14 protein-coding genes are annotated in these 16350 nt (G+C 63.2%); 2 read left to right on the top strand and 12 right to left on the bottom strand.

Features of this window, described 5'->3' with window-relative positions; genetic code table 11:
• Positions 1–140: 140 nt before the first annotated feature.
• The 11 genes from hisF to JF70_RS03585 all read right to left on the bottom strand — a co-directional run bounded on the left by hisF (position 141) and on the right by JF70_RS03585 (position 11291).
• Entirely contained in the window at positions 141–917 is a 777-nt protein-coding gene (hisF, locus tag JF70_RS03635) for an imidazole glycerol phosphate synthase subunit HisF (protein WP_045935321.1), read from the bottom strand.
• 125 nt (positions 918–1042) lie between these two features.
• On the bottom strand, positions 1043–2230 hold the full coding sequence (gene rlmN, locus JF70_RS03630) for a dual-specificity RNA methyltransferase RlmN (RefSeq protein ID WP_045935320.1): 1188 nt from the start codon (positions 2228–2230) through the stop codon (positions 1043–1045).
• 44 nt (positions 2231–2274) lie between these two features.
• Complete coding sequence (locus tag JF70_RS03625) at positions 2275–3264, bottom strand: phosphatidate cytidylyltransferase (protein ID WP_045935319.1); 990 nt, start codon at positions 3262–3264, stop codon at positions 2275–2277.
• 25 nt (positions 3265–3289) lie between these two features.
• Positions 3290–3844 (bottom strand): ribosome recycling factor, encoded by a 555-nt coding sequence (gene frr, locus JF70_RS03620; RefSeq protein WP_045935318.1) that lies wholly within the window; start codon positions 3842–3844, stop codon positions 3290–3292.
• A 114-nt stretch (positions 3845–3958) separates the two neighbouring features.
• A complete protein-coding gene (gene pyrH, locus JF70_RS03615) occupies positions 3959–4714 on the bottom strand; it encodes a UMP kinase (RefSeq protein ID WP_045935317.1) in 756 nt (251 codons plus the stop codon).
• 218 nt (positions 4715–4932) lie between these two features.
• A complete protein-coding gene (tsf, locus tag JF70_RS03610; protein ID WP_045935316.1) occupies positions 4933–5784 on the bottom strand; it encodes a translation elongation factor Ts in 852 nt (283 codons plus the stop codon).
• Positions 5785–5810: 26 nt separating this feature from the next.
• Positions 5811–6680 (bottom strand): 30S ribosomal protein S2, encoded by an 870-nt coding sequence (gene rpsB, locus JF70_RS03605; RefSeq protein ID WP_045935315.1) that lies wholly within the window; start codon positions 6678–6680, stop codon positions 5811–5813.
• Between the two features lie 225 nt (positions 6681–6905).
• Positions 6906–7388 carry a peptide deformylase gene (locus JF70_RS03600; protein ID WP_045935314.1) on the bottom strand — a complete coding sequence of 161 codons (483 nt, stop codon included), beginning with the start codon at positions 7386–7388 and terminating at the stop codon, positions 6906–6908.
• 3 nt (positions 7389–7391) lie between these two features.
• On the bottom strand, positions 7392–9374 hold the full coding sequence (locus tag JF70_RS03595) for an AMP-dependent synthetase/ligase (protein WP_045935313.1): 1983 nt from the start codon (positions 9372–9374) through the stop codon (positions 7392–7394).
• A gap of 38 nt (positions 9375–9412) precedes the next feature.
• Positions 9413–9967, bottom strand: a complete 555-nt coding sequence (locus JF70_RS03590; RefSeq protein WP_045935312.1) for a hypothetical protein — start codon at positions 9965–9967, stop codon at positions 9413–9415.
• Between the two features lie 199 nt (positions 9968–10166).
• Complete coding sequence (locus tag JF70_RS03585; RefSeq protein WP_045935311.1) at positions 10167–11291, bottom strand: GuaB3 family IMP dehydrogenase-related protein; 1125 nt, start codon at positions 11289–11291, stop codon at positions 10167–10169.
• A 163-nt stretch (positions 11292–11454) separates the two neighbouring features.
• On the opposite strand from JF70_RS03585, the gene JF70_RS03580 reads away from it, so the two are divergent.
• Together JF70_RS03580 and JF70_RS03575 are read left to right on the top strand one after the other, a co-directional pair.
• The gene (locus JF70_RS03580; RefSeq protein ID WP_045935310.1) at positions 11455–12705 is read left to right on the top strand and encodes an NADP-dependent isocitrate dehydrogenase; all 1251 of its coding nucleotides are present in this window, start codon (positions 11455–11457) and stop codon (positions 12703–12705) included.
• A 193-nt stretch (positions 12706–12898) separates the two neighbouring features.
• Positions 12899–14512, top strand: coding sequence for a type 1 periplasmic-binding domain-containing protein (locus JF70_RS03575; RefSeq protein ID WP_052690721.1), 1614 nt, complete (start codon positions 12899–12901; stop codon positions 14510–14512).
• Here the strand turns inward: JF70_RS03575 and JF70_RS03570 are convergent.
• The gene (locus tag JF70_RS03570; RefSeq protein ID WP_045936096.1) at positions 14482–16308 is read right to left on the bottom strand and encodes an AMP-dependent synthetase/ligase; all 1827 of its coding nucleotides are present in this window, start codon (positions 16306–16308) and stop codon (positions 14482–14484) included. The genes JF70_RS03575 and JF70_RS03570 overlap by 31 nt on opposite strands.
• Between the last annotated feature and the right edge of the window lie 42 nt (positions 16309–16350).

Here is a 16350-nt window from a genome sequence, read left to right as displayed (position 1 = left end):
TCCTGTTGATTCGTCCGACATGACCTTGTCGGGTGATTATCCATGAATCTATGGTATGGGTATGGTTTCCCGATGGATGCCAACAGGGCCTGCAAATGCCGTGCACCATGTGGTGCCGAAGAATTATCTGCGGGATTGATTCAGGCCTGCCATCGAACCGGATACCCGGCCGCATGGAGCGCCTGCTTGACGTCCTTGATGGACACCTGGCCAAAATGGAAGACGGAAGCCGCCAGGACCGCGTCGGCCCCGGCCTTGACAGCAGGAGGAAAATCGGCGGCCTTGCCTGCCCCTCCACTTGCTATGAGCGGCAGTGATACAGCCTTGCGCACGTCGGCGATCATCTCCAGATCGAAGCCCTGACGGGTGCCGTCCGCATCCATGGAATTGAGGAGGATCTCGCCGGCCCCTAGCTCCTGGGCCTGCTTGACCCAGTCAATGGCATCGATGCCGGTGGATTGGTGGCCGCCCATGGTGGTCACCTCATATCCCGAGGTAATGCCCTGTACATCGGATCGGCGGGCATCGACCGATAGCACCAGGACCTGGCGGCCGAACCGCTGGGCGATGTCTCCGATGACCCGCGGATTGGCGATGGCTGCCGTGTTGATGCCGACCTTATCGGCGCCTGACCGCAGGAGAGTATCGACATCCTGCGGGGTACGCACGCCTCCGCCAACGGTCAGCGGAATGAAGATCTGGTCGGCAGTGCTTTTGACCAGGTCCACCATGGTGGCCCGCCCGCTGCCCGAAGCGGTCACATCCAGAAAGGTCAATTCGTCGGCGCCCTGTTGATAGTAGGCGGCAGCCAGCTCGACCGGATCACCCGCATCGCGCAGATTCTTGAAGTGGACGCCTTTGACCACACGGCCCTGATCGACATCAAGGCAGGGAATGACACGAACCGCTACCGTCATGCGACCTGCCTTCCTGCCTGAACCGATTTGTTTGAGTCACGACATTAGCTTCTGCAGTGTCCGAAGACCATGGCATGTCCACACTATGGCATGGCTGTGTCATGGCCACATTGCAAAACGCGGAATCAGGCCTGGAGCTTGACGGACTTGGCTGCCAGCTGTCCGCAGGCGCCGTCGATGTCCGATCCTCGGGTGTCCCTCATGGTTGCAGTGATGCCGGCCTTGTGGAGGATGTCCAGGAAGCGCTGCTCATCCTCGGGCTTGGAGGCCGTCCAGCGCGACCCCTCGATCGGATTCAGGGGTATGGGGTTGACGTGCGCCCAGTCGTCCCCGTAATGGTTGAGGCGCTTGGCCAGAAGGCGGGCGTGCTCGGCCTGGTCGTTGATGCCGCGCATCAGGGCGTACTCGATGCTGACCCGTCTGCCGCTGGCCAGGTAGTAGTCGTGGGCCGCGTCCAGGACCTGGGTGGTATTGAAGCGGCGGTTCATGGGAACCAGCTTGTCGCGCAGCTCGTCACTGGGAGCATGGAGGGAGACGGCCAGACGGACCGGGATTCCCTCTTTGGTCAGCTTGCGGATACCGGGGACCACGCCGACCGTGGAGACGGTGATGTTCCTGGCCGAGATCCCGAATCCCTTGGGCGGCAGGGCACTGATCTGCCTGACTGCGGAAAGCACGGCCCGGTAGTTGCCCATGGGTTCGCCCATCCCCATGAAGACGATATTGCTCAGACGACCTGGACCTCCGGCAACCTGTCCGGACTTCATCATCCGGGAGGCGGCCCGGACCTGCTCCAGAATCTCACCGGTTGACATGTTCCGGGTCAGGCCCAGCTGACCTGTGGCGCAGAAGGGGCAGCCCATGCCGCAACCGACCTGGCTGGAGATGCAGAGGGTGGCCCTGGAGGGGTAGCGCATGAGCACGGATTCGATCCTGGATCCGTCGAAGAGCTCCCAGAGGGTCTTGATGGTGGTCCCCTGATCCGCCTTCTGAACGGTGACCGGGGTGATCAGTTCAGGGAAGAAGCGGTGTGCGGCCTCCTGACGGCTGGCCGCAGGAAAGTCTGTGAAGTCGTCCGGGTTGGTGGACAGGTGATTGAAGTAATGGTTGGCCAACTGCGAGACCCGGAATTTCGGCAGGCCCAGTTGGGCGCAGATCTCCTGACGCTCCTGCTGGTCCATGTCCGTAAAGTGGCGCGGCGGCTTGCCTCGCCGGGCGTGGTCGCCCGCCAGAACGTCCCTGAAGGCCCCATCCTTGCCTCCGGGGGTGATGCCGGTCTCAGGCTCGTCACCGGTCATGTCGACATCCGTCATACCTCAACCTCATCCTGTATCAGTCATCCGACCATCAATTCCGGTCACAGGCCGGTAGTCAAAAGAACCAGTGTGATGAACGGTGCGGACATGAGGATGGAATCCACCCTGTCCAGCACCCCGCCGTGGCCCTTGAGCAGGTGGCCCATGTCCTTGATCCCCAGGTCTCGTTTGATCAAGGAGGCACTCAGGTCCCCGAGGGTGCCTGTGGCTCCGACCATGATGCCCATGAGCAGGGCGACCCACCAGATTCGTCCCCAATCCGCCATGGGGTAGGTGGCCGCAAAGATGACCAGGGCGCCGACCAGGCAGCAGAGCATGGAGCCTGCAAGCCCCTCCAGCGACTTGCCGGGCGAGATGCGGGGCGAGATCTTGTGCTTGCCGAAGAGCGAGCCGAAGAGAAGACCGCCGATGTCGCTCAAGGCAGGCAGGAAAATCACCATGAAAGCATGTGCGGCGGGATGCCCGCCGAAGGTGGTGGGCAGGGTTATCAGACAGGCCAGGAGGGTGATGTAGACAACGGTCAGGAGGGTGACTCCCACATTGGCCAGGCTGCTTGACCGGCTATCACCCTCTGCGGTGCCGTAGGAGGCATCGGCCATGGTCTGAGCATCCTTGCCCGACAGCTTGGCGTTCACCGCCTTGAGCAGACGGCCGCCCAGACGATGGTTGCGGGTGGCCGCAAGAGCCCCGACCAGGGCAGTGATCAGAACACCGGCGGTCATGACCGCCACATGGTCCGGCGCGTAGAACGAGGCCAGCATGGTGGCCGCCGAGCATACCCACAGCTCGACCACCGGAATGTGCAGGCCCGCCGTGGCAAAGTCCACCCTGAGCTCCCAGAGCCCCAGGGTCATGAAGATCACGATCAGATAGATGAATGCGTCGATGCGCACCAGGATGCAGGCCAGGATGATGACCACCAGAAGCGCACCGGTAGCCACCGCCTGTGGCATGTTGCGCCCGGTCCGTTTGTTCAGGGTTGCGACTGCATCCTGACCTGCATTCTCGGCTAAGCTTTCCTTGGTACTCATGAAGTGTGGACCCTCCCCAGGCGGATCAGACCTCGAGGATCTCCTTCTCCTTGGCATCCAGGAGCTGGTCGATCGTGTCGTTCTTCTGCTTGGTGACGGTCTCCAGCTCCTTCTGCAGCCGGTTGCCCTCGTCCTCGCCCAGGTCGCCGTCCTTGACCTTGGCCTCCAGCTCCTCCTTGACCTTGCGCCGGATGTTGCGGACAGCCACCTTGCCCTCCTCGGCCTTGTTCTTGGCCAGCTTGACGTAGTCCCGGCGGCGCTCCTCGGTCAGCTCGGGCATGGTGACCCTGATGACGTTGCCGTCACGGCTGGGGTTGACGCCCAGGTCGGAGTCGCGGATGGCCTTCTCGATCGCACCCGCCTGGGAGGGGTCGAAGGGGGTGACGGCCAGGGTGCGAGGCTCCGGGACGCCGATGGATGCCAGTGACTTGATGGGCGTGGGAGTGCCGTAGTACTCCACCATGATGTCGTTGAGGAAGGAGGGGTTGGCTCGCCCGGTCCTGATTCCCGAGAAGTTCTCCTTGGTCGCCTCGATGCTCTTGTCCATCTGCCTGCCGGCCTGGTCCACCACTGTGGTCATGATCTGCTCCTTGCTGTATGGACCATCCGCCTGTGCGCGCGAGGTCCTTCATTCTTATACTCTACGGCCATAGGGCCACGGGGGCCAAGCGGCGTGGGGTCTGCCCGCGACCGGTCACAGGGTGCGATCAGGGCCGCCGTGGACCAGGGTGCCCAGACGCTGGCCCTCGAGCGCGCCAGTCACGTTGCCTTCACCCTCCAGCCCGAAGACTCGGATGGGCATGTCGTTGTCCCGGGCCATGGACAGCGCTGCCGCATCCATGACGGCCAGGTTGTCCACCAGGGCCCTCTGGTAGCTCAGATTGGTGAACATGCGCGCCGAGGCCTGCTTGTGCGGATCAGCCGTATAGACACCGTCCACACCGTTCTTGCCCATCAGGACCTCGACGCAGTGGATCTCCAGGGCCCGCTGGATGGAGACGGTGTCGGTTGAAAAGTAAGGCATGCCGGATCCTGCGCCGAAGATGACCACGCGCCCCTTCTCCAGGTGACGGATGGCCTTGAGCGGAATATAGGGCTCGGCCACCTGGCCCATGGTGATGGCTGTCTGCACCCTGGTGGCCTGACCATCCTGCTCCAGGAAGTCCTGCAGGGCCAGGCAGTTCATGACCGTGCCCAGCATGCCCATGTAGTCGCCGCGCGAGCGTTCGATTCCGGCCTGGCTGAGCTCGGCTCCGCGGAAGAAGTTGCCGCCGCCCACCACGATGGCCACCTGCACGCCGCCCTGCACCGCCTGGACGATCTCCTTGGCCACCCGCTTGACCACCTGCACGTCGATGCCGACCTCGCCTCCCCCGAAGGCCTCTCCGGAGAGCTTGAGCAGCACACGACGAGGCGCTGCTGGGTTTTGCGCTGAATCGGATCCGGTCATAAAAGCCCTTTCTCCAGACATGATGACGGGCGGAATACGCCGCTAATAGGGTATCGGGGCTGGGCGACAACCCCTACCTGAGCAGGCCCTGGGAATTGACCCAGGACAAAAGAAGGGGAGCGACCACGAAGGCCACTCCCCTGCCATCAGTGCCGACCGTCTGCCCATCCCTCAGACAGGATCGGGCGAGACGACCCACGACATTGCCGGACTACCGACTACTCCTCGTCGCCCTTGCCGACCTCGAGACGGGCGAAGGCCAGAGCCTTGCCGCCAGCCTGCTTGAAGAGGTCGCCAATGGTCTTGGAGGTGTCCTTGACATACTGCTGCTCCAGCAGGACGGTCTCCTTGAAGAAGGCGTTCAGACGCCCCTCGACGATCTTGGGAATGATCTTCTCGGGCTTGCCTTCGGCCTGGGACTTCTCGGTGGCCACACGACGCTCGGACTCCACCACGTCGGCGGGCACATCCTCGCGGCTGAGCCACTTGGGGCTCATGGCGGAGATCTGCAGGGCCACCTCATGGGCCACCTGGGCGCCGGCCTCATCAGTGGCGATCATGGCCACGATGGAGGGGGGCATCTCCACGGACTTGCGGTGGGCGTAAATCTCCACACGGGGACCTTCGACCCGGGCCACCTGGCCGACCTTGACGTGCTCATGGAAGAGCGCGCCGGCCTCCTCCACAGTCTCCTTGACGGTGCCGGACTTGGACGGAGCGGCATCGACCTGCTCGGCGTTGGAGGCATCAGCCTTGGCCACGTCGTCGATGACCTCCTTGCCGAACTCGACGAACTGAGGGGTCTTGGCCACGAAGTCGGTCTCGGAGTTGAGCTCGACGGCATAGCCGATCTGGCCCTGTCCGCCCTCGACGACGGTGGAGGCGATCAGGCCCTCCTGAGCCTTGCGGCCCTCACGGGCGCCTGCGGCCTGGATGCCGGTGGCGCGGATGATCTCCTTGGCGCGGGCCATGTCGCCCTCGGCCTCGGTCAGGGCCTTCTTGACGTCCATCATGCCGGCGCCGGTCTGGTCACGCAGCTCCTTGATCAGTGCAGCGGTGATTTTTGCCATGAAACTCTCCTATCTAGACGCCAGATTCAGGCGGCCTGATCAGCAGCGGGGGTCTCCTGCTGCGGTTGCGCAGGCTGCCCGGCCTGGGGAGCCTGGGCGGTCTCCTGGGCCTGCTCCTGCGGCTGTCCGTCCTTGTTCTCCAGCAGGTTCTTCTCCCACTCGGCCATGGGCTGGTCGGAGGCCTCCTCGGTCTTGGCGGCCTTGCCGGAGCGCTCCAGCAGACCGTCGGCCACGGCATCGGCCATGAGCCTGGTCAGCAGCTCGACGCCGCGAATGGCATCGTCGTTGGCGGGAATGGGGTAGGTGACGAGCTCAGGATCCGTGTTGGTGTCCACCAGGGCCACCACCGGAATGCCCAGCTTGTTGGCCTCGGAGACCGCCAGGGCCTCCTTGTTGATGTCGACCACGAACAGGGCCGAAGGGGTGCGGTTCATGTTGCGGATGCCGCCCAGCTGGCGCTCCAGCTTATCCTTCTCGCGCCGCAGGAGCAGGAGTTCCTTCTTGGTCAGCCCCGAGCCGTGCACATCGTCGAAGTCCATCTCCTCCAGCTCCTTCAAGCGGCCGACCCGCTTGGTCACGGTCTGGAAGTTGGTCAGCATGCCGCCCAGCCAGCGCTCGGAGACGTAGGGCATGTTCACCCGGGTGGCCTGGGCCTTGATGGCCTCCTGGGCCTGCTTCTTGGTCCCCACGAAGAGCACGGTGCCGTTGTGGGCCACGGTCTGCTTGATGAAGTCATAGGCCTGGTCGATCAGACCGAGCGACTTGAAGAGGTTGATGATGTGGATGCCGTTGCGCTCCATCAGGATGTACTGCTTCATCTTGGGGTTCCAACGACGGGTCTGGTGTCCGAAGTGGACGCCGGCCTTCAGCATTTCGCTCATGGTGATCTGTGCCATGTCCGTACCTTTCATTGTCGGTTATTGCCTGGCCATGTGCACCTGCGTGCAACTCCGAAGAGCCGACCGACACAGGGCGTCGCGGACATGGCGCGAATTTACGGCGTGTGTTCGGGAATACTCTTGGCGCGCCTGCCCACCCGTGACAGCGGACCTGCGCAATGACACGCCGAATTACCATGATACCCGAGGCCAATGACCTCGGGTATCATGTTCGCCCTCTGCCTACTTGGCTGATCTCAGCTGCTGCATGGCCTTGCGGCGGACATCGCTCTCCAGCCGATCCACATAGACATGGCCGTCCAGGTGATCGCACTCGTGCTGGATCATCCGCCCCATGATGCCATGGCCTTCGAGGGTCACCGTCTTGCCGTCCAAGTCGATGCCGTGGGCTCGGGCGTAGTCGGCCCGCCTGGTCGGATACCAGAGGTTGGGCAGGGACAGACATCCCTCCTCGCCATACTGCTCGCCGGAGGTCTTGTCGATGACCGGATTGATGATGTAGCCCACCTTGCCGCCGATGTTATACGAGAATACGCGCAGGCCCACGCCGATCTGATTGGCCGACAGGCCGGCCCGGCCCGGGTCGTCGACAGTGTCCACCAGGTCACGCACCAGACTGCGCACAGCCGGGGTAATGCTGGTCACAGGATCGCAGGGGGTGCGCAGAACCGGATCGGGAACCACTCTGATTGTACGAATCGCCACTGCCTACTCCTCGTCATCCCGGCCGTCACGGCCGTCCTTCTCATCCTCTGGGGCCGCTTCCTCCTCCTGGCGGCCATCACGCTTGCGTCCGGTCATGCTGGCCAGGGAATCGCTCATGGTGGTCCGTGCCCTGCTGACGATGTCGTTCTCCTTGGCGGCGGGCTTGGCCGGCGTCCTGGGCGCATAGAGGACCTTGTCCACAAGTTCGGCGTACTGGCGGAGCACCTCGGGGCGAACGACCTTCAGGCTCGGGGTCAGGGTGCCGTCCTCCTGGCTGAAATCCTTGTCCAGCACCAGGAACTTGCGCACCGACTCGGCCCGCGAGACGTTGCAGTTGGCCTTGTCCACATACTGCTGGATGAAGGCATGGATGGCATCGTTGTGGCTGGCCTGCTCCAGGCTCATGTCAGCGTCCAGACCCTGGGAGGTCAGCCAGGACTTCAGCATGCCGGCATCCAGGGTGACCAGGGCGCCTACGAAGGGCCTGCCGTCGCCTACGACCACGGCCTGGGAGACTATCGGGCAGGTGCTGATGACATCCTCCAGGGGAGCCGGGCTGACGTTCTTGCCGCCGGCGGTGATGATGACGTCCTTCTTGCGGCCGGTGATGAAGACGAAGCCCTGGTCGTCGATCTGGGCCAGATCGCCGGTGTGCAGCCAGCCGTCCTTATCGAGGACGGTGGAATCCAGCTCGGGCTGGTGGTAGTAGCCCATGAAGACGCTGGGGCCCTTGACCAGGAGCTCGTCGTCGTCGCTCAGCCTGACCGTGATGCCCGAGCCGGGGCGGCCGACCGACCCCACCTCGTTGGCATCCTCGAAGTTGACGATACAGGGGGCCGCCGTCTCGGTCATCCCGTAACCCTGTATGAAGGTGATTCCATCGATTCCGTTGAAGAAATGGGCCAGGTCGGCGTTCATGGGCGCGCCGCCGCAGGCCAGGTAGCTCAGGTTGGAACCCAGGGCGGACTCGATCGTGTTGCCGACGGTCTTGGTGTAGAAGGCGTGGGCCAGGCGGGTCAGCGGCGAGTGGCCGCGCCCCTCCTGCTCATCCTTGGACCACTTGATGAAGTGCCTGGTGGCCTTGGCGAAGACCTTGCCGGCCAGACCTGTGCCGGCCTTCTGCGAGGCGGCGTTGTAGACCTTCTCGAAGACACGGGGCACGCCCAACAGATAGGTGGGACGGAAGGTGCGCAGATCGGTCAGCAGGTGTTTGGCATTGGAGACGTATCCGACCACGCCCTGGGCGCCGATAGCCACGTACTGGATGTAGCGGGCGAAGCAGTGGGCCAGGGGCAGGAAGAGCATCAGACGGGAGGGCGCCGCCAGCATGTGGTAGAGCACATCCCAACCCACGAAGACGATGTGGACGAAGTTCCGGTTGGAGAGCATGGCGCCCTTGGGTTCACCGGTTGAGCCCGAGGTGTAGACGATGGTGGCCAGATCGTCGGCCTTGACCTGGGCGATGGCCCGGTCCAGACGCTCGTCGTCGATCCCCTGGCCGAATTCGCTGACCGCGTTCAGACCCCCGGCTTCGAAGTTGAAGACGTACTTGAGTTTGGGCGAGGATCCCCGGACCTGCTCCAGAATCTGCGCATGCTCCGAGTCGCCAGCGAAGGCCAGGACACAGTCCACGTCCTGAACGATCTTCTGGGCCTGGTTGGGCGAGTCGGTCTCATAGATGGGCACCGAGACCGCACCTATGGCGGCGCAGGCGAAATCCGTAACCCCCCAGTCATAGCTGGTGGAGGCGTAGATGACCACGGTACTGCCCTTTTCCACGCCCAGAGCCATCATGCCCTTGGCCACGGCGCGAACCCGTGCGGACATCTGCCCGGCCTTGACGTCATGCCAGTTTCTGGTCATGGGATCCTGCCACTGGGCAACCAGCTCCTCAGGGTCGCGCGCAGTGCGTTTTGCCAGGAGTGAATAGATGGTGTCCTTGTCCGTCGTCGGGTGTTGAAGCTCGACCGTATATTCACGCAACATACCCACCATCATATGGGTCAACCCGCCAAAGCCGCCGCCTAGCCCATGTCGAAGCGCACACAGAGCCAGCGCGAACCGCTTCTGGCGACGATCAGGTTGGTCAGCACCGTGCGCTCGCCGACCAGGAATCCGATGGTGGTTTCGTACCGGTCACGGTCCACGCGGTAGAGCTCGACCAGTTTAGGAATCAGCGGCAGGTAGGCCATGCCGACATGATCCGTCGTGCGGACCATACCCAGATGCCGATCACGTATCAGTCTAGCCAATATAGCCAGCCGCTCCATGCAAACGCGGTTGAGCACACGGTCCAGGCTCTTCATCGGCAGGCGGCCCCGCAGCACATCGAAGACCCTGGATGCCAGGGCGCACAGGTTGATGAGAATTCGTTTCAGGTCCCCCGTCAGACCCTCATGTCCAGCACCATCTCCTGGACGGACGAAGTTGACGGTTCGCACTGTCAGATTGATGTCCCCAAGTCCCAGCGGCACTTGAGCGCAGGTAGACGGCCACCAGCCGCCAGACTCCGGTCCCGGCGAATCCCCGATTGCCTGATCCCCGTCCCAGGTCGGCGCCAGATCCATATACTCCGTCATACTTCTCCCCTCGCACTTCTATGTGCCTGTTCCCCCTCTCATGCCGGCGAGGTGCACTGGGCGACCGACGCAACGACAGCGATTACGTCCAGAGTATGAATGCGCTGAGGCAATGTAAAGGCCGGTTCAGGAATGTGGTCAACCTGAACCGGCCTTGATACGGATTGTGGATAAATGGGCTCTGAATGCCCTGTCCTGCTCAGCAGCGCGGAGAGGGAGTCACTGCCACACGGCACTTCTGGAAGTTCTTGACATCCACGTAGCCGGTGGAAGCCATGGCCCGGCGCAGGGCCCCGATCAGATTCAGACTGCCATCCGTGCGATCGCTGGGCCCGAAGAGTATGCGCTCCAGGCTGCCCACCTGGCCGACCTGGACCCTGCGACCCCGTGGCAGCTCAGGATGATGGGCCTCAGCCCCCCAGTGCATGCCCTGGCCTGGAGCCTCGGTGGCCTTGGCCAGGGGTGTGCCCAGCATGACCGCGTCGGCCCCCATGGCCAAGGCCTTGACAAAGGACCCCGAGGTGCCGGTCTCCCCATCGGCGATGACCTGGACGTAACGTCCACCGGACTCGTCCAGGTAGTCACGACGAGCCTCGGCCACATCCGAGATGGCCGTGGCCATTGGAGCCTGAATCCCGATGGTGGCGGAATCAGTTGAGGAGGCTCCCCCGCCGAACCCGACCAGCACCCCGGCGGCACCCGTGCGCATCAGATGCAGGGCAGCCTGGTAGGTGGCGGCCCCGCCGACGATGACCGGAACGTCCAGGTCGTAGATGAACTTCTTCAAATCCAGGGGCTCGTGGCTGGTGGAGACATGTTCGGCCGAAACCGCCGTTCCACGTATTACGAAGAGATCCACACCCGCATCGACCACCGTGGTGTAGAACTCCTGGGTGCGCTGCGGCGAGAGGGCCCCGGCCACCGTGACCCCGGCCTTGCGAATCTCCTGCAGACGGCGGGTGATCAACTCAGCCTTGACCGGTTCCCGGTAGGCCTCCTGAATGACCCCGGTCGCCTGCTCCGGCGAGGCATGGGCTATCCGATCCAGCTGGGGACGCGGGTCCTCGTATCGGGTCCACAGTCCCTCCAGATCGAGCACGCCCAGTCCGCCCAACCGTCCCAGGGCGATGGCCGTCTCGGGGCTGGTCACCGAGTCCATGGGCGCCGCCAGCAGTGGCAGGTCGAACTCGTAGGCATCCACCTGCCAGGCCGTGGAGACATCCTGGGGATCCCTGGTCCTTCTTGATGGGAGTATGGAGACATCATCGAGCGTGTAGGCCACCGTGGCCTTCTTGCCGAGACCGATTTCGATTTCCTGTGTCATGTCTGCAAGCCTAGCGCCTCATGATGACGCTCCGGCGTGCTACGAACGGGTTACGAGCAGGGGAAGAGAGAGTAACAAACTTGGGATACAACTGTTCGCGAGCGCAACTGCGGCACCGGGGGCAGGATCCGGCCCCCGGCCCGCCCACTGTTAGGAGGCCGCCATGGACAAGATCGCCGTGAAGGGACGCATCGTCGAGCTCGACGGTGACGAGATGACCCGTGTCATCTGGAAAATGATCAAGGAACGGCTGATTCTGCCCTATCTGGACGTGGACCTGGACTATTACGATCTGGGCATCCGAAACAGGGACGCCACCGACGACAAGGTCACCGTCCGGGCGGCCCAGGCCATTCAGCGCGAGCATGTGGGCGTCAAGTGCGCCACCATAACCCCAGACGAGGCCCGGGTGAAGGAATTCGGTCTCAAGCGCATGTGGAAGTCGCCCAACGGCACCATTCGCAACATTCTTGGCGGAACCATCTTCCGCGAACCCATCGTCATCGACAACATCCCCCGGCTGGTTCCCGGATGGTCCAAGCCCATCGTGGTGGCCCGCCATGCCTTCGGCGATCAATACCAGGCCACCGATTTCACCGTGCCCGGGCCGGGAAAGCTGAGCGTCACCTTCACCCCCGGGGACGGGGGCGACCGGATGACCCGGGAAGTAACCGTCTACCCAGGTCCGGGCGTGGCCCAGGTGCAGTTCAACCTTGACGACTCCATCCGCGACTTCGCGCGCTCCTGCTTCAACTATGCCCTGCAGAGGCACTACCCGGTCTACCTGAGCACCAAGAACACCATCCTCAAGGCCTACGACGGCCGGTTCAAGGATATTTTCGCCCAGGTCTACGAGCAGGAGTACCGGAGTCGGTTCGAACAAGAGGGACTGACCTACCAGCATCGGCTGATCGACGACATGGTGGCCTCCTCGCTCAAGTGGCAGGGCGGCTATGTCTGGGCCTGCAAGAACTACGACGGCGATGTCCAGTCCGATGCGATAGCCCAAGGGTTCGGCTCCCTTGGCCTCATGACCTCCATGCTGATGACGGCCGACGGGCAGACCGTAGAGGCCGAGGCCGCCCATGGGACCGTGACCAGGCATTACCGGCGCTGGCTCAAGGGGGAAACCACCTCCACCAACCCGATCGCCTCCATTTTCGCCTGGACCGGCGGACTCAGGCAGCGGGCGCGACTGGATGATACGCCCAAGGTGGCCCAGTTCGCACAAATCCTGGAGTCAGTGGTCATCGAGACCGTGCGCTCCGGCCGCATGACCAAGGATCTGGCCAGCCTGGTCGGTCCTGACCAGCCCTGGCTCGACACCGAAGGGTTCATGGATGCCCTGGACCACGCCCTTGCCGAGCGTATGGGTTCAGCTGCGACAGAGGCCACGGAAGCCAGGGCGGACTAGCAGATCGGACAGAGCATCATCTCCTTGCCCTTGCAGGCGGCCGATCCGCCCGGTTCACTCTTGACCGTCTGCCGCTAGGCGAGAACCTTGTGCGCAAAAGCGAGGAGACTCCATACGTTCCTGCCCGAGAGCCCATAGAATGGTTGCTCGGGACCCGGCCAGAGTCGGGCACTGTCGGAACGAAGGAGCGAATGTGAAGAAGACCGGCTTAGCACGGCATTTGTCCGGCTTGCTGGCCCTGCTGGCGAGCCTGGCCATGGTGGCATCGACCGGTGCTTGCGGTCCGGCCCTGGGCAAGGGGGAGCATTCCCCGAGCGCCCCGCAGAGCCGGGCGACTTCCACGGCACCTGCAGAAGTGCCCGGTCGGGTGGCCATTTTCACCCCCTCCGACGGCATCACCCTCTCCCAGCACACGCCCATCAACAAGTGGGCCGCCCTGGTTCCCGAGATCAAGGCGGCACTGATCAAGGAGCATCTTTCCGGCAAGCGCATCGATACCTACACCAGCGGGAATCTGGAGGATCAGAGCAAGGAATTGCAGGATTACGTGGTCAACAGCCTTGCGGAGCGCAAGGCCGGGAAGACCTCAGCGCCGACCACACTGGTGGTCGCACCCATGACCTCGCCAGACTCCATCACCCGCCAGTACGGCGATTACATCAGCAAGTCGCTGGTTGCCGATGCCAAAGACAAGGCGCGCGCACGCCTGGTCTCGTCTCTGCGTCTGGCCGCGGGCGCGGGCATGCATGTGGTGCTGCTGGCCAACCAGGTTCCGGGCATTCAGCCGGATTTGTTCGTACAGTTGTCCGATGCCCGGGCCATTGGTCAGATGCAGGCGGACAAGCTGGCCAGCAAGTTGGAGCTGGACAAGGTCAGCAAGAACAACCCCTGCCGCATCGAGATCCTGCTGCCCAACCGCACAGCCGAGACATCCCCCTCTGATGCCTCCTCTGCGGACAAGGAGGCTGAAGCCGACCAGGCTGAGCAGGACCGGCAAGAGGAGCGGGATGCGCAGAGTTCTTTCCCCGCCCAGGCCTTCGCTGGTATCTGGCAGGTGCTGGGTCCTTACTTCAAGGACGGGCGGGCTGTCAGCCCATCGGGGCGTCTGAAGGCGGATAGCACCGAGAAGGACTGGCAGGCGGTCGCCTTCGATCCAGGCAAGGATGCTTCGGCTACCGGCAAAGAGCTGGCGACCCGCCTGGCCATGGACGATGGCGCCAAGACCCACACCGAGGTGGATGGCATTCTGGCCATGAACGACTTCATCGTCTCCGGAGTGGTCTCTGAGCTCGGGGATCTGGGATACCGGGGTTCGTCAGCGGACGTCAACCCGGAGATCTCCATATCCGGCATTGTGGGATCCATGGCCGGCCGCCAGGATCTGCACCGACAGCGCGTGCCCAAACCCGCCCAGAGCCCTACACCCCAGAATTCGGCGGGGTCGCAAGCGGAGTCTTCACAGGCCACGGGCAAAACCCAGGAATCCACGCCCTCGGACGACCACACCGCCTGGCCAATCATCAGTGGATATGGCGCCTACGTGGACAACATCCCTCAAATCGTGGACGGACAGCAGTGGATGACCGGACTTGAGGACAGGCTGGGGCTTGCGGCTGATATCGCCAAGGCCTGCGTCGGCCTCAACAGCCAGGGCAAGGTACCGGCCATGGACACGATCCAGACCGTCAACCAGGACGGCAAACAGGTGCGTCGCCTGTCAAGACCCTTGGTCGCGGTTTCGGCCTCCAACCTCAAGGCGGCGCTGATCGATACAGGCTACATCAAGCCAGCCGACGCAGGTCTTTGAGCATAGATCTCCTGCTCGACCCGGTCCTCATACCGCTTGAGAACCTCCTGACGGCGGGGCTTGTATGATGCGGTCAGCAGACCGTTCTCTCGGGTGAAGTCCTGGTCCAGGATCAGATAGCGGCGGATGCCTTCGGCCCGGGATACCTGAGCGTTGGCCGCGTCCACGGCACGGTCGACCTCGGTGCGGATGATGGGGTTCTCCCCGGCCGCAGCGGCATCCTTCAAGGGCTCAGCGCCCTGGTCCCGCAACCATCGGTCGACCTCATCGTAATTGAGGGTTATCAGGGCAGAGATGAATGGCCTGCGGTCCCCGATGACCATGCAGTGGCTGATGAGGGGCGAACGCTCGACAGCCGTCTCCAGCAGCGCCGGCGAGATGTTCTTGCCCCCTGCAGTGATGATGATCTCCTTGCGCCGGCCAGTCAGCCGGACGAACCCGTCCTCGTCCAAGCTGCCCAGATCGCCGGTCAGGAGCCAGCCGTCACGAATCTGCCTGGTGGTGATTTCTGGATGGTTGTGGTAGCCCATGCAGACGTCGGGGCCCTTGACACATAGCTGGCCCTCCTGGTCGATGCCCACAGTGATGCCGGGCATGGGCAGGCCGATGGTGCCCAGCCGATAGCCCTCGGTGGGGTTGACCGTCACAGGACCCATGGTCTCGGTCATGCCGTAGCCCTCCAGCAGGGGCAGGCCTATGCCATTGAAGAAGTCCGCAATGTCCCTGTCCAGGGGGGCGCCGCCCGAAATGGCATACTTGACCCGGCCGCCCAGGGCCTCCAGGATGGGATCATAGACGGTGCCCGTGTACATGAGGTGCTTGGTCTTCAGCGACATGGGAACCCGGCTGCCGGTCTGCTGATGACGGGACCACTGCCGGGCCACACCTGCAGCATCCAGGAAAATCCTGCCCCTGGCGCCTGTGCCGGCTCGCTGGGAGGCGGCGTTGTAGATCTTCTCGAAGATTCGCGGGACAGCCAGGATGAAGGTGGGCTTGAAGGTCTGCATATCCTGCAGCAGATTGCGGATGGACCCGGTAAGCCCCAGGGTGAGATCCGTGGCGATGGCGAAGAACTGCAGGCATCGGGCGAAGGCGTGGGCCAGAGGCAGACAGAGCAGAAGCCGCCTGCCCTCGCCCAGGCAGATGTCAGGAACCGCCTGAGCACCCGAACGCACTGTGAAGACGATGTTGCTGTGGCTGAGTTCAATGCCCTTGGGCTTGCCAGTGGAGCCTGAAGTGTAGACGATGGTGGCCAGGTCGGAGCCTTGCACCGAGTCGGCCCGGGCTTGGAAGTCCGCCTGGTCCACCGCCCGTCCGTAGGCGGTCATGGTGGTCAGCGCACCCCTGGTGATCACATACAGGTCGTTCAGATAGGCGCACTGGGAACGAACCGCGTCCACACGCGCCCTCATGTCGTCATCCTCCAAAAAGGCCATGCCCACGTGGGAGTCGTTGAAGATGCGCCGGATCTGATCTGGAGAATCTGTCTCGTAGACCGGCACCGTCACCGCTCCGATGGACAGGATGGCCATGTCCAGGGCAGTCCACTCCCATCGGGTGTGCGAGACGATGGCCACCGAATCCCCACGGCTTATCCCCCGTGCCATAAGCCCCTTGGCCAACGAGACAACGCGGTCCCGGAACTCACGGGCCGTGATGGCCTTCCACTCACGTCCGCTCCGGTATTCGATCAAAGGGTCGTCGCCCAGGCGCTCCACCCTGTCCTCAAGCAGGGAGAAGACGCTGGCATCGGCATCTATGGGTTCCTCAAGCGGACGCGTGAATTCCTGCTGCATGTTCTGCATGACCACTCCCTGCTGAAACGGCGTTATGCTTAA

The organism is Bifidobacterium mellis, assembly GCF_000967265.1.
Taxonomy (GTDB): domain Bacteria; phylum Actinomycetota; class Actinomycetes; order Actinomycetales; family Bifidobacteriaceae; genus Bombiscardovia; species Bombiscardovia mellis.
Note: the sequence above shows the minus strand (reverse complement) of the source record. Positions and strands in the feature narration are given on the sequence as shown.